Below are 18,790 nucleotides of genomic sequence, written 5' to 3' on the forward strand. Positions count from 1 at the left end.
TTTCCCGATGACGACGGCTGCCTAGTCGAGATTTTCTCGCGGGCTTGCTTCGTCAGGACCATGAGGTCGTGCCGGATTAACTGATTGCTGGGAAGTAAAGGCGGCATACGGTTTTCCGCTGACTCTCAAAGGGTGCTCTTGTGAAGCCGGCCGTCCTTCATGATGACGACGAAGTTCTTATGCGGATCCTCGATCAGCCGGATGTCGTCGAGCGGGTTGCCGTCCACGACTAAGAGGTCCGCGAAAGCTCCTTCTTCGATGACGCCGAGCTTGCCCGGATAAGGGTTGCGCAGATTGGAGAGTGCGAGCAGTTCGGCATTGCCGGAGGTGGCCATCTGCAGGACTTCGGCGTTCTTGTACCAGTTGGCCAAATGCGTGAGCATCATGCTCTGGCGCGGACCCAACGCAGGCGAGAACAGCACGTCGGAACCCCAGGCCGTCTTGATGCCATGCTTGCGAGCAAAGGCATATATCCTCGGCGTCCCTGAGAAAAGCTCCTGGGCGCGGTCGGCGCTAGGTCCCGTCAGCGGGCCGGTGTCCTCCGCCGTCAGGAAGGGCTGGGTGCTTAGCCATGTGCCCTTCTCGGCGATCATCGCCGCAGTGTCCTCGTCCATCAGATGCGCGTGCTCGATCGACTGCACCCCAGCTGCCAGCGCGCGTCGTATCGCGCGAGACGTATAGGCGTGCACGGTAACGTAGGTGCTCCAATCCTGTGCCACCTCGACGCCTGCCCGCAGCTCTTCTTCGCTGAAGGTGACGATGTCCAGCGGACTGCGGGGCGATGATACGCCACCGCCGCCCACCAACTTTATCTGTGACGCGCCTTGGAGAAGCTGCTCCCGGATCCGCATCTTCAGGTCGCCGATATCGTCGACGATGGCCGCTCCCCCCAGGAGTTCACCTTTGCTGAGCTTGCCGCCGTCGCGCGGAATCTCGCTTGGCAGGCGAAGATCGGCGTGGCCCCCGGAGGTCGTGATCATCGCGCCGGAGGGATAGATGCGCGGGCCAGGGATCAGCCCGGTGTCGATAGCCTGCTTGAAGGAGAAGGAGGGACCTCCCAGATCGCGTATGGTGGTGAAGCCGCGACTGAGCGTGCGATCCGCCTCGGCGGTGGACGCTGCGAAGATAATCCCCGGGTCGCCGTTAAGCAGGATGTTGACCGGGACCGCCGCGAAGATCGCATGCCAATGCGCGTCGATGAGCCCTGGCATGAGGACGCCATTGCGGCATTTGATGACGGTGGCGTCCTCCGGGGGAGGGGCGTTCGTCATATCGATTCCGGAAATCCTGCCGCCCTCCACCAGGATTTGCGCTCCGTCCTTCACCGTACCCGACTTGCCGTCGAATAGCCGGACTTCGCGAAACAGGATCTTGGAAGGGGGCGCGGCCGTCTGCGCGAAGGACGGCTTTGTCAGCACCCCGGCGATGGCGGCAGCCCCGAAACCGGAGAGAAAACTACGCCTGGAAAAGGCCTCCAGACGACGAGAGACTCGTTGAAGATCGGGATTGAGACAACCGCAACCAGAACTGTGAACGAGGTGACCGTACTTCGAGCCTAGCCGCAGCATGTCTTTTGCTTTCGGTTGAGCGACACTGACACCTGCCGGACGGCGCTTCGTGTCGCGGTTCTTGTCGTTTCAGGTCCCGTTACTCGACCAACACATCGCCGCCGACAGGATTGGCGCTGTCAAAGATGAGGAATACGATCGGAGTCCCCGACTCCGCTGTTGCATCGGTCCGCCTGGCGCCGACTTCGCCGCCGAGAGGCACGGAGTATTCCGCGACGATTTCCCCGAAGGTGTTCCTTTGGACTGCAACTTTCTGTCCGGGCCGAACGGTCTCATTGAGTTCGACCAACAATTCGATGAAACCGCCATGCGTCGCGGTGACGGGAAACATGCCGTCCGCGACGAAAACGCTCGAATCCTTGCTGGTTCTGCCGATAGGGCCTGAAATTATTCCGTGGTGCTTGATGACGTTCATCGTTCCTTCGACGAACAGGGCGATCATGTCGTGATCGAAGATCCGCGGCTTGCCGATCTCGGGCGTGAAGGCGGGAATGCCGGCATCGATGAGGGCATTGGCGAGAAGACCTCGCTCGCCAAAGTTGTCGAAAATCTGATCGACCGGATAGAGTTCCGCCATCGCCCGCACTTCGGGGAGATCCATGCGTGCAAGGTGGAACGCCGTCGCGTCCATGCCCGTGGCGGCTGTATGAAAATCGATCCCGTAGTCGAGGTTTGACCGCAGAAGCCGGTTGAATATCAGGCCGGCGTGGCGCGTCGGCGCGTCGGGAGCGTCCTCGTTGCCAGGGAACAACCGATTGATGTCGATCAGGTCGATCCCGCGCCCCGAATTCGGCCATCTCCGTTCCATGCCTTCCATTGCGGGGCGCGAAATGTCGAGTACCGCCATCACCGATCCCGACATCGCGGCCGGATCGAGCTCACGCATTACGGATTGCACGGTTTGAATGGGGCTCATTTCATCGCCATGCACGCCGCTCATCAGCCCCAGTCGTTTGCCTGGGGCTGCCCCCTTGGCGACCATCACCGAGACGTACCAGTGCTGGCCCGTCGGCATCTGTACGCCCTGGAAATAAAAGCTGTGCTTGCCTGGTTTCAGATCCGAGATGTCAAGCGAACTGATGACCTTCTTTCCGTCGATGACATCGCCGGTATAGACGGTCCCCGACGTCCCTGCGGGAGACGCGCTTGCAGGTGCCGAGCCCGTTTGCGCCTGCGCCGGCCCGGCCATGAGCGCAGCGGCAGCGCCGATGGTAGCGACCGATGCGATCATGAAGTCGCGACGTCCGAGGCCCTCGCTGGTTTCATGCGCCATGGCTGTGTGGTCCCTGCCGATGAGGATCATGCTGCAGATCTCGCGGTGACGCCTGCGAGGGCGGCTAGATCGTCCTTACCGATTCCCGTTGTGCGCGTGGTATCCGGGCATTAGTCCCACAAGACATTTCAGGGAGTACAGCCTCCAACAAGAAAAATGGACTGGTGGTCTATGATTGGGATGCCTTGCATACTGAGTTGAGAGCCACCACAACCGGTCTGATAAGCCTCGGATATCACGCAGCCACCTCCACAACTTCCGTCGGGTACAATTAAGCCCAGTTCACGAATTCCTGGTGGATACCTCAAATGGGCCAGATGGCATGTTAACGATTGATTAACATGCTTCTATGCTGGTAGTAGACAGGGTATTACATCCACCTTCAACATTGCTTGCCGGAGTTGTATATATTAGAATTAACTAATGTTCTTGCAATAACCCCGTGTTGCACCAACAAAGACGGATAGTTGCTATGGATGCTATGGTTCATGCCGCCGGGCTATCTGGAGGAGCAGGTGCCGAGAAGTCCCTGCAATGCGCCGTCGACATCGATACCTCCACGGCACCGCCTGCTAAGCAATTCGACCTGTTTCGAACCTGGTATCAAGGCGTTGCCGACACTGAACTTATGCAAGAACGGAGCCATTCGTTTCCAGCACATGAAACAGTGTGGGATCTGGGAACGTTGGCTGTCATGTTCCTCGAATTGCCTGGCAGTGGCTACCGCTGTCGCTGGCGGCATTTGAAAAACCCTTCGGTGGACAATTGGTATTTGAGCCTGCCCTTGTCCAAGGGCAGGCTTCCTGGAAGTTGGCAGGTCGTGAGAACGACCCTGCAATCTTTTGCAGAGCCCTACGAATGCGTGATGGAGAACGACGCCCTCCTTGCCGTTTTCCTGCCACGCGACCTGCCTTTCATCCAATCGTCCAGGATTGAAATACGTGAGGAGTCGAAAAGACTCCTGGCAGACTACATGCTTCTGCTGCACCGTTCCTTTTCCGATCTGAGGGCCGTGGATGTGTCGCACATTGCCACTGCCACCACCAATCTGCTGGCTGCGTGCGTGTCGCCATCACATGACCGCATCACCGAGGCGAAGCGTGTGATCGACGCCGTGATCGCCGAGCGCGCTGCCAAAATCATTGCACAAAGTTTGAATGATCAGTCCTTGGCATCCGACAGGCTTTGCCGCGAACTCGGTGTGTCCCGCTCTCGCCTCTACCGGATATTCGAACCGGCCGGAGGTGTTTCGAATTATATTCGCCACAAACGCCTGCTCAAGACACGCGATATACTTTCCGACAGCTTGGATGGGCGCCCGATCTCCGCCATTGCCGGGGATTGGGGCTTCACGGATCCGTCGGCGTATAGCCGGATGTTCAGGAAGGAATTCGGCATTACGCCAAAGGAGGCACGCGTGGAAGGCTGGCAAGGCGCCCAGGCCACGAGCTCGCAGCAGATCAGCCAGCCTGACAGCAGGGCGCACACGCTGAGTGGTCTTCTGCTGCGAAACAGCTTTGGGCCCTAGACTGCGATGGCGCCGGCAAGGATGCCGTAGATTGCCGCGACCGCGCCAAGTGCGGCGACGACGAACATCCCCATCTCGGCGGGAGTAAACACCCTCTGCCCCCGCTCCTTCCGAGCCATGACGAAGAGGATCGTGCCCGGTCCGTAGATGACGGCCGAGAGCAGCAGGTGCTTGGCGCTGGCGGCGTAGATGAGACCGGCCGTATAGATCAATGCTATCGCCGCCCTTGCGAAGTCGACACGCCGCGCTACGGGGTCGTTCTCGTAGCTCTCGCCGCCCCATGCGAGCTTGACCCCGTAAGCGGCGACAAGAAGATATGGGATGAGGATCATGGAACTGGTCAGCTCGAGAGCGAGCCTGAAGGCCTGTTGAGCAAAGAGCGTCAGGACCAGAAAAACCTGCACGACCGTATTGGTCAGCCAGAGCGCCCGCGACGGCACGCCATGCTTGTTTTTATACGCAAGAAAACGCGGCATTGTCTGGTGATGTGATGCGGTGAACAGGATTTCAGCGGCCAGCAGCACCCAGGACAGATAGGCACCGGCAACGGAGATCAGCAGGCCGAAGCTGACGAACTTGGCGCCCCATGGCCCGACCACCGCTTCCAATACGCCGGCCATGGAGGGATTGCGCAGCGCTGTCAGTTCAGGACGAAGCATGATCCCGTAGGAGGGAATGGTGACCAGCACAAGCAGACAGAGCACGCCGAGAAAACCAAGGAGCGTCGCGACCCCGACATCCCCGCGGTTGCGTGCGTAACGCGAATAGACGCTCGCGCCTTCGATTCCGACAAAGACGAATACTGTCACCAACATGGTCCCGCGAACCTGGCTCGCGATGCTGCCAACGCTGACTTCTTCCCCGCCCCAGAAATTGGTCGTGAAGACATCGGCGCTGAAGCCGTAGATAACGAAGATGATAAAGAGAAAGATCGGAATGATCTTGGCGTAAGTGACAATGGTGTTGATCGCCGCCGCTTCCTTGACGCCCCGCAGGATCAGCGAATGTACGATCCACAGAAGCATCGAGGAAATGACGATCGCCGTGATGGTATTGCCATCGCCGAACACAGGAAAGAAAAGCCCCAGCGTCGACTTTATCAGCACGAAATAGGAAACGTTGCCGAGAACGGCGGCAGACCAGTAACCGAGGGCCGAGAGGAAGCCGAGATAGTTGCCAAAGCCGGCCTTGGCATAGGCATACACGCCCGCATCGAGGTCCGGCTTGTGAACCGACAAGGTCTGGAAGACGAAGGCCAACATCAGCATTCCGACGCCAGCGATGGCCCAAGCGATCATGGCCCCGAACGGACCGGTCTCGCGACCAAAAGCCTGCGGCAAAGAGAAGATGCCCGCGCCGACCATCGAACCGACGACCATAGCCGTCAGGGTCCATATCGAGAATTTTTGCTGAACGGTCGAGTTCATTGAATTTGGATCAACAATTCCTTGGCGGACGGCGGTCCAGCGGCCTCATTGTTACGCCTGCAACCTATCTCGAATCTAGCGCCCACGTGATTGGCATAAAATCCCACTAGTATACCTGACGTCCAAAACCTTTGCCTTGGCTCGTTTAACCGGTTGCCGACATTCGCATTTACTGCTTCTGATCAGACCTAACCTTGCTGGACCGAGACGTGTCGGCGAGGCGTCTGATCGCGAACTCTGGTTCGCGCAGCCAGGAGAGCGGTTTATGACTTCAAACGAAAATCAGAAGCTTTCGCTGTTTGCGCTGACCAGCATGGTGGTGGGATCGATGGTCGGCGCGGGCATCTTCAATCTGCCTGGCCGGTTCGCGACTGCGACAGGTCCGTTCGGCGCAATCATCGCCTGGGCAATTGCGGGAACCGGCATGTACATGCTGGCGCGGGTGTTCCAGGCGTTGGCCGAGAAGAGGCCAGACATCGACTCAGGCGTCTTCGCCTATGCCAAGGCCGGCTTCGGCAACTACATGGGCTTCCTGTCCGCCTTCGGCTACTGGCTCGGTAGTTGCCTGGGCAACGTCTTCTATTGGGTGCTCATCGGCTCGACGCTGGGGCGGTTCTTTCCCGGGATCTTTGGGGACGGCAGCAGCGCCATCGCCATCATCGTCTCGTTGATCGGCATCTGGGCTTTCCACTTCATGATCCTGCGCGGCGTCGAGCAGGCGACCTTCATCAATACTGTCGTGACGATCGCCAAGATCGTGCCGATCCTGGTCTTCATCCTGCTCCTGATCTTCTTCTTCCATTTCGGGCAGTTCCGCGAGAATTTCTTCGGCGGCTTGGACATGCCGCCAAAGTCCCTGATCGCCCAGGTGCGCGACACAATGCTGATCACGGTCTTCGTCTTCCTCGGCATCGAGGGCGCCAGCGTCTATTCCCGCTTTGCCAAGGTGCGTTCCGACGTCGGTACGGCGACGATTCTCGGTTTCGTCGGCGTCACAGGCCTGATGGTAGCGGTCACGCTGCTGCCCTACGCGGCTCTGCCGCAATCGGCTGTCGCCGGTGTCCAGCAGCCGTCGATGGCCGGCGTTCTCGAAGCGGTCGTCGGTCACTGGGGTGCGGTCTTCATCTCGATCGGCGTTCTGATCTCGGTGCTCGGCGCCTATCTCGCCTGGTCCCTGATCTGCGCCGAGGTGCTGTTCGCGGCGGCGAAGTCGGAGGACATGCCAAGGCTCTTCGCAGCGCAGAATGGCAACAAGGTTCCCGCTAACGCACTCTGGCTCACCAACATCGTCGTATCGCTCTTCGTGATCTCCACCTACTGGTCGCGGGACGCGTTCAACTTCATGCTCGACATGACGAGCGTCACCGCGTTGCTGCCCTACCTGCTCGTGGCCGGCTACGGCATCCTGCTCGCTCGTAGCGGCGTTGGCTACGAAAAGACGCCGGATCAGCGCGGCCGCGACCAGATCTTCGCCTGGATCGCGGCGATTTACACGGTCTTCATGTTCGTCGCCGCCGGGCTCAAATACGTGCTGCTTGTTGCCGTCCTCTTCGCGCCCGGAACTATCCTCTACGTCTGGGCGCGGCGCGAGCAGAAATTGCAGCTGTTCACGCTCGCCGAACTCTTCGTGTTCGCCGTCACGCTCATCGCTGGCCTGATCGGAGCCTACGGGCTGCTGACGGGCGCCATCGCACCTTGAACAGAAAGAAGGAAGGTCATGACAAACAATACTTCATTCGGCGTTCATTCAGAGGTTGGTCAGTTGCGCAAGGTCATGGTGTGCGCTCCCGGCCGCGCCCACCAGCGGCTGACACCCAGCAATTGTGACGCACTCCTCTTCGACGACGTGCTCTGGGTAGACAATGCCAAGCGCGATCATTTCGACTTCATGACCAAGATGCGCGACAGGGGCGTCGAGGTGGTCGAGATGCACAATCTGCTCGCCGAGACGGTCGCCATTCCGGAAGCCAAGAAGTGGATCCTCGACCAGCAGATCGTACCGAACCAGGTCGGCCTCGGCCTCATCGACGAGGTCCGCTCCTATCTCGACGGCCTCTCTAATCGCGACCTCGCTGAAACACTGATCGGCGGGCTGTCGACCTTCGAATTCCCGGAAAGCATCGGCGGCGAACAACTGGCGCTGATCCGTGACGCGGCCGGCGTCAACGAATATCTGCTGCCGCCTTTGCCCAACACGCTCTACACCCGGGACACCACCTGCTGGATCTATGGCGGCGTGACGCTGAACGCCCTTTATTGGCCTGCGCGCCACGAGGAGACCATCCTCACCACATCGATATACAAGTTCCACCCGGACTTCGCCGGCAAGGTCAATGTCTGGTGGGGTGACCCGACCAGGGATTGGGGGCTTGCCACATTCGAGGGTGGGGACGTCATGCCTATCGGCAAGGGCAATGTGCTTATCGGCATGAGCGAGCGCACTTCGCGCCAGGCTATCAGCCAAGTGGCGGCGGCCCTGTTTGAGAAAGGAGCTGCCGAACGTGTGATCGTCGCCGCAATGCCTAAGCTGCGCGCGGCGATGCATCTCGACACGGTATTCACGTTTGCCGATCGCGACTGCGTGCTGATGTATCCGGACATCGTCAACGGCATTGACGCATTCTCCTATCGCCCTGACGGCAAGGGGGGCGTCGAACTCCACAAGGACAAAGGCAGTTTCATTGAGACGGTGCGTGACTCGCTTGGTCTCAAGAAGATGCGCGTCGTTGAAACCGGCGGCAACGACTACATGCGCGAGCGCACCCAGTGGGACAGCGGCGCCAACTTGGTTTGCGCCTCGCCTGGTGTCGTCTTTGCCTACGATCGCAACACGTACACAAATACGCTGCTGCGCAAGGAAGGCATAGAAGTCATCACTATCTCAGGCGCGGAGCTCGGCCGCGGCCGAGGCGGGGGTCATTGCATGACCTGTCCCATCATTCGCGATGCGGTCGACTATTGATAGCAACCCGGCCGGGCTCGATACAGGCGGCCGGTCGGCCCCCAAATAGTCTGAAGGCCATACCTGTCGGACGGCCTCCAGCACATAAAGACCGTCTACCCCAGAATTGCTCATAGAGCGTTGGAGTCGCTCCCAATCCTATAGGAACAATCGGCACATTGTTGGACGGAATGCTCGTTGTTGGCGAGCGGATGTAAATGTACCCAGGAGATGAAACCATGAGAAGTATTATATTCGTTTCTGCTTTGGCTCTGATGGCCGCGGGTTGTACTGCCACGGAACAGCGAACAGCAGGCACGGCGTTGGCAGGAGCCGGAACGGGTGCGGTCATCGGCGGCCTTGCAAACGGCAGTCGAGGTGCCCTTGTAGGCGCGGCGGTCGGTGGCGGCACAGGGGCTGTGGTCGGCGCTGCGACGGCACCGCGCGCGCATCATCGCGAATGCTGGGTTCGTGATCGCTGGGGTCACACGGTTCGCGATCGTCAGGGTCGACCCATCACAAAACGGTGCTAGGCGCGATGCGTAAGATCAGCTTTATTCAGCACGAATCGAGCTGGTTAAGCGATATCGATGAACATTGGTCTGGGCGCTGAGCAAGCTTCCGGACCAATTTCGGAGTTGTCTGTAACGTCATCCAGCCGGCCGGGAACAGACTATACCATGGCGAAGCGAACGCTCTTTGCGCCTACGTATATTCTGGCGGTTATCGCCGTCATATGGGCGCTGCAGGCCGCTGCCTCAATTTTCGCGCCAGTCGTGTGCGCTCTTTTCCTCATCGCGCTGGTGTGGCCATTGCAGCGCAACCTGCAGCGGCTTCTTCCAAAGCTGATCGCACTGGCGATAGTCGTCTGTGTCGTCGTCCTGGCATTCTTCGCCTTTGCATCGATCGCCAGTTGGGGTTTTGGCCGCATTGGCCGATCGGTCCTCGCCGACAGCGCCCGCTTTCAAGGACTCTACAGTCAACTCGCCGAGTGGTTGGAAGGGCACGGTGTCGTGATGGCCGGCGCCTGGGCCGAGCATTTCAATGTCGGCTGGTTCGTGCGGATAGCTCAAGGCGTGACCGCAAGGCTGAATACCGTGATCTCGTTCTGGATCGTTGTCGTCGTTTACGTGCTTCTGGGTCTTCTCGACGCTGAAGCGGCGGCTCGCAATGCTCGTGTAGCGCTGAGCGCCCAGGTGGCGGCCGCACTGATCAATGGCAGCAGTCAGACAGCATCGAAATGGCGACGTTACATGCTGGTTCGGACATTGATGAGCCTTGCGACCGGTTCGATGGTGTGCGCGCTTTCGGCGGCTTTCGGACTGCGGTTTGCCGCCGAGTGGGGCGTTATCGCCTTCACCTTGAACTATATTCCGTTTATGGGGCCGTTCGTCGCGACATTCTTGCCGACGCTTTACGCGCTCGCGCAGTTCGGATCGCCACAGGCCGCCGTCTCGATTTTTGCCGGCCTCAACATCATTCAGTTCGTCATCGGCAGCTACATAGAACCGCGGGTTGCCGGTTACGTGTTGGCGATGTCGCCTTTTGTGGTGCTGTTTTCGGTCTTCTTCTGGTCGTTTCTTTGGGGTGTGTTCGGCGCGTTCATAGGTGTGCCCATCACCATCGCGCTGGTTACTTTTTGCTCGCAATCGCCGGCGACCCTTTGGATCGCTCAGTTGCTTGGGTCCGCCGATCGGCGGAACGCGTGATTGCCGCCAGGAAATTCGATTGGCCGGGCCCCTAGCGACGTCCGGATCCCGCGCCCCGGACGAGGCCGATGATACAAACCGACAGGATGCCGCCAAGAAGGCCGGCAATGCCGACGCCAATCAGCACGCCGGGCGTGAGGGTGCCGACACCGCGAGCGGTGGCATCGACAGCATTTTCGACGTTGCCGAGGAAGTTTGCCAAGGCGGGAATCCGACCGGCCAGCCCTGTCAGGGTCAGTCCTCCCACGACGCCAGCCGCCGCGCCAGATTTCCAACCCAGCGCAGCCATGCGCCAAAACCAAGTCGTAGCGAAAGCTCCGCCCGCGCCGCAGATGGCTTCAATCAAAAGCAGGGCCGCTGTCTCAAGGCCGGACATGCTTGCATCGCCCACTTACTATCGGGCCATCCATCGCCCTTGCCGACCAGCAGAGTTCCGATTCCGGGATGTTCCGTGACCGCGGTCAGGCGGTCGCGGCCGCGCCTTGGCCGGCCATCGCGGAAGCGCGTTGAAGCGCATCGCGCAGAACCTGCTCCTTCGTCTCATCCAGCGACGTCTTAAGCACCACGCCGCCAAAGGCCTGGATCTCCTTGAGCACCTTGTCCGCTGTCATCTCGTGCGCGAGCACGAACAGGGCAGCGTCCCCAGGCTGGATGCTGGCTGACAGATCGCGCATGAACGCATCGTTGATACCCACGTCCGTCAAAGCGCCGCCAAGGGCTCCGGAGGTGGCGCCGACCGCAAGCCCGATCAGCGGATTCAGGAAGAGAACACCGATAAGCAAGCCCCAGAAGCTACCGGATACAGCGCCTGCCGCCGTCGTATTCACAAGTTGATTGAGCTTAATCGCACCCGCCTCGGTCTTCGTGGCAATAACCGCGTCGCCAAGTTTAATAACGTATTCCTTTTGAAGTCCTATGAGCCGTTGACGTACCTCTTCAGCCTTGGCCTCGTTTGGATAGACGATGACGATCAAATCGGACATGGGGCCCTCCTAGGCTAAGACTTTCCAAGGGCACGTAATACACATCCTAGAAGGTGAAAGATTGAGCCGGAAATCCGAATAGTGTGCAGCACGTCTCATTTTGCTTGCCTGTCCGACTGGCAAGCCTGCGGTCTCGACATTGGTTGTCGGCCGCTTCGTCCGTTGCGCTCGGCTTTGTCGCGACGAATTCTCGTCCGGAGCCGCCCGAACTTCTCCTATGTGATCAGAGGCGCGCTGCTGGTCTCGAGGGGTGGCTGATCCCGATCATGCGGCATCGTGCGCATCGACGGGCCGTTCGCGACGTCCAGGACAAAATGAAACCCTACGCAAAAAGCTTGCCGCGCTTGGGAACCGTCGCGGCAGGACAGGAGCCAATGCCGCAAAGCGGGTAACGGTCACGGTGAAAATGGTTGGATCATCGGGTCGTATCCGTTGGCCGAAAGCCTGTAACGAGCCAGCCCAGGCCGTGAAGAACTAGGTCGATACCCATGAACGCCCCAATCACCCAAACCCCGGTCGATGGCCATCCGATGAGTATCAAGAAGCCAGCCGCGAGACCGAACAGGCCGGAAACAAGCATCATCCATCGGTCGGTGGACAGGTAGCGCAGGCTCAAAGACATTCTTCCGAGCCCAGATATCACGAGCACGACACCGAGCACCCATGTGAGGATGATAGATCCCAGCACCGGCAAGCTGATGAGCAGGCAGCCAAAAACGACGTACAGGATGCCGAGCATCGTCTGCCAGAGAAAACCACGCCACCCGCCGGCCCAGATGGCGAGGGCGATCTCGACAAAGCCGGCGCATACGATCGCAATTCCCAGGACAAGTGCGCTGATGGTCGTGGCCAGCGCCAGATCGCCCAACACGAAGATCCCTGCCAGGATAAAGACGATTCCGATCGCCGAGTTCGTCCACGCAGATCGTCTGGGTTGCTGGGTCTCGGACAACTGCGTCATTCCCTTGCCTCTCTGAGTCATCTACGAATGCGGTGGAAATCCACCACGCGGCCAGTACGGGCATTCAGCACTATTTCGAAAGTGCTGCCGCCAATGCGACGCGCGTGATAAACAAAATTGCGTCCCCGGCAGTCCACGCGACGCACGTCCCTGAAGCCTCTGCTCTGAATCAATCGCTGGCCTTGAGCGCAAGTAATCGCGCGGCCGTTGTTAAGGTTTGATCCGATATTTATATTTACGGTCACAGCTCCCGCTGGGGACACAGCGGCAAGAGGAATACCAAAGCCGAGTGCGGCACTTAACAGGGCAGCTAGTGCATATCTCCGCATATCTTTCGTCCTCTTTGGTGAATTAAGCCGACATCACGCGCATGCGAACACGTTGTCAATAATTCTGCATGGTGGCTCGGATATTTGGAGACACAATGCCTAGTTTCTGGATTCTTTGCATTTTATGCACTGCCGTCAGAGCGCGTGCGTTTTCGGTATTATTGTCGAAGCGCATCTCTTGGGATTAAAGCGTGTCGCGTCGAAACAGATTCAGGCGACTCGCTTTAAGTCTTTGTTTTGATGCATATCGTTGTCCCAGAACCGCTGCGCACTTCTGGGCGACATGCATTAACCGCTGGTTTGACGGATGGAGATTGTCATGGGTGCCATTGTTCCTGCCGCCGGCCGCGCCGAGGCACCAGGCGTCCAGAAACACTGCAATGCACGAGGAGCCGACGCGTATCTGGATCTCGAAAGCTGCGATGAAGTGCGCGACCGAACTGGATAGTCTTCATCAGTTTTCCTGAGGTGGGAGGCTCAACCGCCGGCGCATAGAGATGGCACAGCTCGGCCAACACCCCAGGACAGGCGTCCCTGTATGATGGTCAGCGTCCACTGACCGTTCGAATACGTCGTTCCTTCCGGTCCCTTGGAGGGCAGATCGACCTCGGCCGCGTCGTTGACGGATACAGAAGCGCGATCCCCGAGGAGACGCACTGCCAGACGCGTGCCGTCCTGGCACTCGTAGTGACTGACCGGGTAGGGATTGCCCACGCCGATCGACGTGCCAAACGCGGAATGCTTGAAGCTTACAATCATGATGGCGCTGATTGCCGCGATCGATAGATTTTTTAGCACAATAGTCCTCCCAACTGGCGCATCGACGTGGATGAAAACAGAGAACCATGTCTTCCCTGCGGACCTGCGACTTTCGGACCGAGATTCGTCGCATCGACCAGAACGCCGGACATGTATCAATTGATCGGCAAACGCCTTCGCGGAGATGCTCTTTGAACAGGCGGGATACTTCCGCTGGCTCACGCCAATGGCCCCGCCGGCCTTTGCCAGGCTCGCTTTTGCTCCCGTCCAAGCTTGCATTCAGCCGTTTCAACAAATCCCAGTAGGCTTCCTAGCACCAGCGAGCCCAGAGCGCACTCAGAAGGGCGAGATGCACTGCCGGCGTGGGCCATTGTAGGGCTGCCAGCTATTGTCCGAGACCCGGTAGGAGCGGTACCGCTGCGAGCACCAGTTCACATGGTTGTTCCAAGCGCTGTGATTGTGCTGGCGGGCAGCCGAGATCGCCATCCCGCCGAGCAGCATTCCGCCAATGAGGCCCGCGGCGACGGCGCCGCTATTGTTCCTCGAATGCCGGTGATGGCGTGGCGGACGCGAGGGCCGATAATGGGGCGGCCTGTGGTGCGGTGGCCGTACTCCATGTCCCGGTCGATGGCGGGAAGGCCTCCTTAGGTCGATGTTCGTGACCGTATCGGAAACCGACGGCCTTAGCGCTCCGACGGGCATTGCCCAGGTGGGGGCTGCCATGCTTGCGATGATCGCAGCGACGATGATGCGCCTCATATGCTTCTCCGTGGACTTCATCCCGCCGTGCGACCTGCTGCTGCGGATGGCATCAAAGCCAAGTAATTTAAGGCAGTACCTGGTTTTCTTGGAATATGCGGTGAATCCCAAACGTGGATCGAGCGTTTATTTCTTGCTTGCGGTATGAATGAGGCTAGTCGAACAGCATGTCTTTCCGCCAATGACGCCCGTCGCGACAGGCGCCACCAGTGTTGCTCGAATGCCGGTGGCGATGCGGGACGGAGGGCCAGTGGTATGGTAGCGGTGCGCCGGTCTTTAGCGAGCTAGCGACAGACCCTCTCGACGCCTCGCTTGGACGATAATCACCTCCTGGGGAGGCTCTCACCCTGCGGAAAATCACCGCCCGGAGCGGCCTCTTGGCGTCCCGGCGACAAAGGCGCGCCCAATGCCATGCGCGCTACCTTCAAATGGCCTGCCATGCAATCAACACATAGAGAACTCGCGATGAAATTCGATCTGAAATCGCCGCCCGGCAAGCCCCGGCCCAATGTCGCGTAAACTCCGAATAAATCGGAAGGCACATTCACTTTTTCTAGTGTCGATTTAGATTGTCGTGACATCGCAAATCCACCGAATTCGATGTCACAGAATTGAATAATAATCGAACGTGCAAGTTACAAATTTGCAATATTAGTGAAAATAACTATACATATCGTCTTTATAAATACTATGGAATGAAAATGACAAAACTTTCATGATATGGCAATGATGCCGTAATGTAGGTTCTTCTAACCATCCCGGCCAAGGATGCTCAGTGCATCTCACTCAAAAGGATGGAACCCCATGAATATTGTCCCCAATTCGCATTCCGGAACTCGTCGGCGCCTGGCGGCGGCTGTAGTGTCGCTGAGCGCTGTAGGCGCTGTAGGCGTCGGAGCTGTTGTTTCCGGCACTGCCCCCGTGCTGGCCGACGCGGTGCATGTCCAGGCGCCGCAGATGCCGAGCTTCGCCGATGTCGTCGAGCAGGTTTCGCCGGCGGTCGTCAGCGTCAAGGTCAAGTCCACGGTCCAGCCGGTCGCCGACGACGGTTCCGACGATCAGGATGGTTTCGAGAACCTGCCCGACAACCGGCAGCAGGGCGGCTTCAAACATGGTGACGGCAAGCCGCGCCCGGTGGCACAGGGTTCAGGCTTCTTCATCTCGGAGGACGGATATCTCGTCACCAACAATCACGTCGTCTCGGAAGGCTCGTCCTTCACCATCGTCACCAGTGACGGTAAGGAACTCGACGCCAAGCTGGTCGGCACCGATCCGCGGACGGACCTGGCTGTGCTGAAGGTCGATGGCGGCGGCAAGTTCACCTATGTCGACTTCGCCGACGACTCCAAGATCCGCATCGGTGATTGGGTGGTGGCAGTCGGCAACCCGTTCGGCCTCGGCGGCACCGTCACTTCCGGCATTGTATCCGCTCGGGGCCGCGATATCGGCGCCGGCCCCTATGACGACTTCATCCAGATCGATGCTCCGGTCAATCATGGCAATTCGGGGGGCCCGACTTTCAATCTCAATGGCCAGGTGATCGGTATCAACACAGCCATCTTCTCGCCGTCGGGCGGCAGTGTCGGCATTGGTTTCGACATCCCGGCCTCGACCGCCAAGCAGGTCGTGGAAGACCTGATGAAGGAAGGCTCCATCAAGCGAGGTTGGCTCGGCGTCCAGATCCAGCCGGTCACCGCTGAAATTGCTGAATCCCTTGGTCTGAAATCCGACAAGGGCACACTGGTCTCGAACGCCCAGGACGCTGGTCCCGGCAACAAGGCAGGCATTGCCGCCGGTGACGTCATCACCCAGGTCGACGGCAAGGATGTCGCCTCGCCGAAGGAACTCGCCCGCACGATCGGCGCCTATGCGCCGGGAAAATCGGTCGATCTTACCGTATTTCGTGACGGCAAAAGCCGGACGATCAAGGTCGATCTCGGCACACTGCCGTCCAGCGACAAGCGGGCCTCCGGCGATGACGGCAAGCAGGTCGCGCCTGCCAAGGCCGACGCATTGGCCGATCTTGGCCTGACCATCACCAAGTCAGACGATGGCAAAGGACTGGTCGTCACCGATGTGGATCCCAACAGCGATGCGGCCGATCGTGGCATCCAGCCGGGCGATGTCATCACCGCCGTCAGTTCGGCCAAGGTGAACACCACTGATGACGTCTCCAAGGCCATGGCCGAGGCAGCCAAGGCTGGCCGCAAGGCCGTACTGATGCAGATCACCCGCGACGACTCGAGCCGGTTCGTCGCGCTGCCCGTGGGCAAGGCCTGACAGAACGCGGCCTGGAGCCTGGCGGTTTCAGGGCGCCCGCCCCAAATGCCGCCGCGATAGCCGCGGAACATCCAGCAATTTCCCGCGGCGATGTCTGCCGCCAAGCCGCTGCGGGAACAAGGAGCCGAGCACGTCAGTCCGTCGTCGTGCCTCGCTCCTGGCGGCAGCGGGCTCCCTTACGCCCGCTGCCGTTTTCCGCCATTTACATCAGTGGCAAATCGACTGCGGCGTGAACCTAAACAGATGTCGGGGCTCGCGGTGTTTCTTCTGCTCACCATGTTCGTCAGCACGCCCACGCTCGGCACGGGCCGCACGACGAGACTCCAGGGAGTGGTCCATCTCGGCATACTCGCCATGTTCCTGCTGATTTCGGCCGTGCCCTGAAGCCCCAGCTAGCCGCCTCTGTCGGCCTGTGCTGCAACCTTGCTGGCAAGATGGGTTTTGAGGGCGGCGAGGTCCTGTCGCGACCAGTCCTTCACGCCCAACACCGCACTCCAGGCTTCCACATAGTCCTGCGGCGCGTAGACATGGCCGTAGCCGATCGGCGTGGTTGTCGCCACGGCCATATCGAGACCGAGCTGCAGCATGGTCACCACCGGGTACCAGCTCAGTTGCGGCGAGACGTCCGGCCCGCGCGGCGCCTTCATCCAATCCGGCTGCCGGTAGGCGTCGCGATAATCGAAGAATACGATCGGGTCGCTGGCATATTGCAGGTAGACGATCCTCAGCGGGCCCCAGGGCGTGTCGGGCGCCACCGCCGGGCCGCTTTGGTTCATGAACCGGACCAGGCTGCTATTGCGGAAGATCGGCAGCCACTGCGGCGAGCCGTTGTTGCGCGTATCGCTCACCGAGCGCCAGATGCGGCTTTCGAAGGGCGGGCCGCTCCAGAGTGCGCCGCTGATCGGATCGCTGAATATCTCGAACAGCCCGGCCGATCTTTCGGAGTTCATGGCGCCAAGGCTGAGCCCGTGCAGGTAAAGCCTCGGCCGCCACTGCTTCGGCAGGGTGGTCCAGTAGCCGTAGATTTCGAGGAACAGCGCCCGGGCCGTCTCGGCGCCGTATTCCGGCTGCGCCAGCAGCGACAGCGGACTGCTCAGATAGGAATATTGCGCGGCGACGCTGGCGACATCGCCGCGGCACAGATATTCGAGCGCATCCATCGAGGCCGGATCGATCCATCCGGTGCCGGTCGGCGTGATGACCACAAGCGTGGATTTGCTGAAGCCGCCCGCCCGCTTCAGCTCCTCCAGCGCGAGTTTCGCGCGGGCTTGCGCACTGTTCGCCGCTCCCAGCCCGACATAGACCCGGACCGGCTGTTGCGCCGGCCGGCCGGTGAAGGTCCCTATCTCGGCGGCGGCGGGACCGTCCGCGATGAACTCGCGGCCGGCGCGGCCGAGCTCGTCCCACCTGACCAGCGAGGCGGGGCTTCCGGTCCTGGAGGGTTCGCTCGGCTGCTGGCGCTCCGGTTCCATGAGTGCGTCGAACTTGGCGAACGAGGAATCGAGCGCGCCGAAGATCGCGCGGATCGCAACGTCGCTCACCAGCAACCAGATGAGCAGCACGGCGACAGCGGCGCCGGCGACATTCGCCAGGCGCCGGGGTATGTAGCGTCTCAGTGCCCCGGCGATGGCGCACACCAGCCAAGCGACAAGGCGCGCCAGCGCGAGCACGACGATGAAGGTGCAAATGGCCAGGGCGCAGACATTGACGGGATGAGCGCCATCGACAGCCGGCATGCCCATCACCGCGCGGATGGAGTTCTGCCACGCGCCGGATCGCCACAGTGCCACAACGGCAAGGCCGAGGCACGGGACCAGGATGATCGCCTTGGACAGCAAACGCGGCCGTGGCGGCAGTTCCGGAATCTCGAGATATTTCCACAGCCACCGCAAGGCGACGCCAAGGCTGTAGCCGATGGCGAAGCACGCGCCCGCCAGTACGCCTTGCGTCAGGTCGGTGCGGGGAACGAGCGTCGGCGTCAGGGCGGCTGCGAAGAACAGCATGCCGAGGGCCATGCCGACACCGGAGAGCGATCGCCAGATACTAAGGAAACGAGTAGTTGTCACTTGGGTGTTACGCCTCGAGTTGGGCCGCAGGATAACGTTGGCCTATGGTTTTTATATCTTCGGAGTCGCCCGTCCGCTATTGGCCCCCTAACCAGTCAGGCTCATGCCCTGGGTCAACATGCATCGACCCGTTTGCGGGATAAGACAGAGATACCACGCGCATTAAAAACTAGTGCTCCTCCCGGTCCCTAGGTTCGCCAGACCGTA

17 protein-coding genes are annotated in these 18,790 nt (G+C 59.9%); 8 read left to right on the top strand and 9 right to left on the bottom strand.

The features are described from left to right. Positions 1 to 125 precede the first annotated feature (125 nt). Both FJ972_RS11860 and FJ972_RS11865 read right to left on the bottom strand, forming a co-directional pair. On the bottom strand, positions 126 to 1,568 hold the full coding sequence (locus FJ972_RS11860) for a metal-dependent hydrolase family protein (protein ID WP_140521318.1): 1,443 nt from the start codon (positions 1,566 to 1,568) through the stop codon (positions 126 to 128). A 79-nt stretch (positions 1,569 to 1,647) separates the two neighbouring features. Next, positions 1,648 to 2,841, bottom strand: a complete 1,194-nt coding sequence (locus FJ972_RS11865; RefSeq protein ID WP_140521572.1) for a succinylglutamate desuccinylase/aspartoacylase family protein — start codon at positions 2,839 to 2,841, stop codon at positions 1,648 to 1,650. Positions 2,842 to 3,313: 472 nt separating this feature from the next. On the opposite strand from FJ972_RS11865, the gene FJ972_RS11870 reads away from it, so the two are divergent. After that, positions 3,314 to 4,369, top strand: coding sequence for a helix-turn-helix domain-containing protein (locus FJ972_RS11870; protein ID WP_140499403.1), 1,056 nt, complete (start codon positions 3,314 to 3,316; stop codon positions 4,367 to 4,369). Here the strand turns inward: FJ972_RS11870 and FJ972_RS11875 are convergent. Then, positions 4,366 to 5,796: a basic amino acid/polyamine antiporter gene (locus tag FJ972_RS11875; RefSeq protein ID WP_140521319.1), complete on the bottom strand. Its 1,431-nt coding sequence runs from the start codon at positions 5,794 to 5,796 to the stop codon at positions 4,366 to 4,368. The genes FJ972_RS11870 and FJ972_RS11875 overlap by 4 nt on opposite strands. 265 nt (positions 5,797 to 6,061) lie before the next feature. Here FJ972_RS11875 and FJ972_RS11880 point away from each other — a divergent pair, with 265 nt between their 5' ends. From FJ972_RS11880 to FJ972_RS11890, 4 genes are all read left to right on the top strand, one after another. Next, the gene (locus tag FJ972_RS11880; protein WP_140499399.1) at positions 6,062 to 7,495 is read left to right on the top strand and encodes a basic amino acid/polyamine antiporter; all 1,434 of its coding nucleotides are present in this window, start codon (positions 6,062 to 6,064) and stop codon (positions 7,493 to 7,495) included. An 18-nt stretch (positions 7,496 to 7,513) separates the two neighbouring features. After that, on the top strand, positions 7,514 to 8,758 hold the full coding sequence (gene arcA, locus FJ972_RS11885; RefSeq protein WP_140499398.1) for an arginine deiminase: 1,245 nt from the start codon (positions 7,514 to 7,516) through the stop codon (positions 8,756 to 8,758). 254 nt (positions 8,759 to 9,012) lie between these two features. Continuing rightward, a complete protein-coding gene (locus FJ972_RS30350; protein ID WP_348640292.1) occupies positions 9,013 to 9,270 on the top strand; it encodes a YMGG-like glycine zipper-containing protein in 258 nt (85 codons plus the stop codon). A 147-nt stretch (positions 9,271 to 9,417) separates the two neighbouring features. Then, positions 9,418 to 10,446, top strand: coding sequence for an AI-2E family transporter (locus tag FJ972_RS11890; protein WP_140521573.1), 1,029 nt, complete (start codon positions 9,418 to 9,420; stop codon positions 10,444 to 10,446). Positions 10,447 to 10,477: 31 nt separating this feature from the next. Here FJ972_RS11890 and FJ972_RS11895 read toward each other — a convergent pair whose 3' ends face one another. From FJ972_RS11895 to FJ972_RS30355, 5 genes are all read right to left on the bottom strand, one after another. Then, a complete protein-coding gene (locus tag FJ972_RS11895) occupies positions 10,478 to 10,822 on the bottom strand; it encodes a hypothetical protein (protein ID WP_140521320.1) in 345 nt (114 codons plus the stop codon). Positions 10,823 to 10,907: 85 nt separating this feature from the next. After that, positions 10,908 to 11,429 carry a DUF1269 domain-containing protein gene (locus FJ972_RS11900; RefSeq protein ID WP_140499392.1) on the bottom strand — a complete coding sequence of 174 codons (522 nt, stop codon included), beginning with the start codon at positions 11,427 to 11,429 and terminating at the stop codon, positions 10,908 to 10,910. Positions 11,430 to 11,844: 415 nt separating this feature from the next. After that, complete coding sequence (locus FJ972_RS11905) at positions 11,845 to 12,390, bottom strand: HdeD family acid-resistance protein (RefSeq protein WP_181167676.1); 546 nt, start codon at positions 12,388 to 12,390, stop codon at positions 11,845 to 11,847. An 806-nt stretch (positions 12,391 to 13,196) separates the two neighbouring features. After that, positions 13,197 to 13,757, bottom strand: a complete 561-nt coding sequence (locus FJ972_RS11910; RefSeq protein WP_224655847.1) for a hypothetical protein — start codon at positions 13,755 to 13,757, stop codon at positions 13,197 to 13,199. Positions 13,758 to 13,814: 57 nt separating this feature from the next. Next, positions 13,815 to 14,237, bottom strand: coding sequence for a BA14K family protein (locus FJ972_RS30355; protein ID WP_318012677.1), 423 nt, complete (start codon positions 14,235 to 14,237; stop codon positions 13,815 to 13,817). Here FJ972_RS30355 and FJ972_RS11920 point away from each other — a divergent pair. The 3 genes from FJ972_RS11920 to FJ972_RS11930 all read left to right on the top strand — a co-directional run bounded on the left by FJ972_RS11920 (position 14,131) and on the right by FJ972_RS11930 (position 16,901). Then, positions 14,131 to 14,385: a hypothetical protein gene (locus tag FJ972_RS11920; protein WP_224618816.1), complete on the top strand. Its 255-nt coding sequence runs from the start codon at positions 14,131 to 14,133 to the stop codon at positions 14,383 to 14,385. The two genes, FJ972_RS30355 and FJ972_RS11920, sit on opposite strands and share 107 nt — an antisense overlap. Before the next feature lie 656 nt (positions 14,386 to 15,041). Further along, positions 15,042 to 16,517, top strand: a complete 1,476-nt coding sequence (locus FJ972_RS11925; RefSeq protein WP_140521321.1) for a Do family serine endopeptidase — start codon at positions 15,042 to 15,044, stop codon at positions 16,515 to 16,517. Positions 16,518 to 16,760: 243 nt separating this feature from the next. Next, positions 16,761 to 16,901, top strand: a complete 141-nt coding sequence (locus FJ972_RS11930; RefSeq protein WP_411909462.1) for a hypothetical protein — start codon at positions 16,761 to 16,763, stop codon at positions 16,899 to 16,901. 8 nt (positions 16,902 to 16,909) lie between these two features. Here the strand turns inward: FJ972_RS11930 and FJ972_RS11935 are convergent, their stop codons facing one another. Continuing rightward, on the bottom strand, positions 16,910 to 18,532 hold the full coding sequence (locus FJ972_RS11935) for an alpha/beta hydrolase (protein WP_140521575.1): 1,623 nt from the start codon (positions 18,530 to 18,532) through the stop codon (positions 16,910 to 16,912). Between the last annotated feature and the right edge of the window lie 258 nt (positions 18,533 to 18,790).

The sequence above is a fragment of the Mesorhizobium sp. B2-1-1 genome (assembly GCF_006442975.2).
GTDB lineage: Bacteria > Pseudomonadota > Alphaproteobacteria > Rhizobiales > Rhizobiaceae > Mesorhizobium.

Bases quoted from the DNA above. Each gene is read 5' to 3' on its own strand.
- arcA (WP_140499398.1), top strand. From the start codon at position 7,514: ATGACAAACAATACTTCATTCGGCGTTCATTCAGAGGTTGGTCAGTTG.
- FJ972_RS11865 (WP_140521572.1), bottom strand. From the start codon at position 2,841: ATGGCGCATGAAACCAGCGAGGGCCTCGGACGTCGCGACTTCATGATC.
- FJ972_RS11870 (WP_140499403.1), top strand. From the start codon at position 3,314: ATGGATGCTATGGTTCATGCCGCCGGGCTATCTGGAGGAGCAGGTGCC.
- FJ972_RS11910 (WP_224655847.1), bottom strand. From the start codon at position 13,757: ATGCAAGCTTGGACGGGAGCAAAAGCGAGCCTGGCAAAGGCCGGCGGG.
- FJ972_RS11880 (WP_140499399.1), top strand. From the start codon at position 6,062: ATGACTTCAAACGAAAATCAGAAGCTTTCGCTGTTTGCGCTGACCAGC.
- FJ972_RS30350 (WP_348640292.1), top strand. From the start codon at position 9,013: ATGGCCGCGGGTTGTACTGCCACGGAACAGCGAACAGCAGGCACGGCG.
- FJ972_RS30355 (WP_318012677.1), bottom strand. From the start codon at position 14,237: ATGAGGCGCATCATCGTCGCTGCGATCATCGCAAGCATGGCAGCCCCC.
- FJ972_RS11890 (WP_140521573.1), top strand. From the start codon at position 9,418: ATGGCGAAGCGAACGCTCTTTGCGCCTACGTATATTCTGGCGGTTATC.
- FJ972_RS11920 (WP_224618816.1), top strand. From the start codon at position 14,131: ATGTTCGTGACCGTATCGGAAACCGACGGCCTTAGCGCTCCGACGGGC.
- FJ972_RS11935 (WP_140521575.1), bottom strand. From the start codon at position 18,532: ATGGCCCTCGGCATGCTGTTCTTCGCAGCCGCCCTGACGCCGACGCTC.
- FJ972_RS11900 (WP_140499392.1), bottom strand. From the start codon at position 11,429: ATGTCCGATTTGATCGTCATCGTCTATCCAAACGAGGCCAAGGCTGAA.
- FJ972_RS11930 (WP_411909462.1), top strand. From the start codon at position 16,761: ATGTCGGGGCTCGCGGTGTTTCTTCTGCTCACCATGTTCGTCAGCACG.
- FJ972_RS11905 (WP_181167676.1), bottom strand. From the start codon at position 12,390: ATGACGCAGTTGTCCGAGACCCAGCAACCCAGACGATCTGCGTGGACG.
- FJ972_RS11860 (WP_140521318.1), bottom strand. From the start codon at position 1,568: ATGCTGCGGCTAGGCTCGAAGTACGGTCACCTCGTTCACAGTTCTGGT.
- FJ972_RS11875 (WP_140521319.1), bottom strand. From the start codon at position 5,796: ATGAACTCGACCGTTCAGCAAAAATTCTCGATATGGACCCTGACGGCT.
- FJ972_RS11925 (WP_140521321.1), top strand. From the start codon at position 15,042: ATGAATATTGTCCCCAATTCGCATTCCGGAACTCGTCGGCGCCTGGCG.
- FJ972_RS11895 (WP_140521320.1), bottom strand. From the start codon at position 10,822: ATGTCCGGCCTTGAGACAGCGGCCCTGCTTTTGATTGAAGCCATCTGC.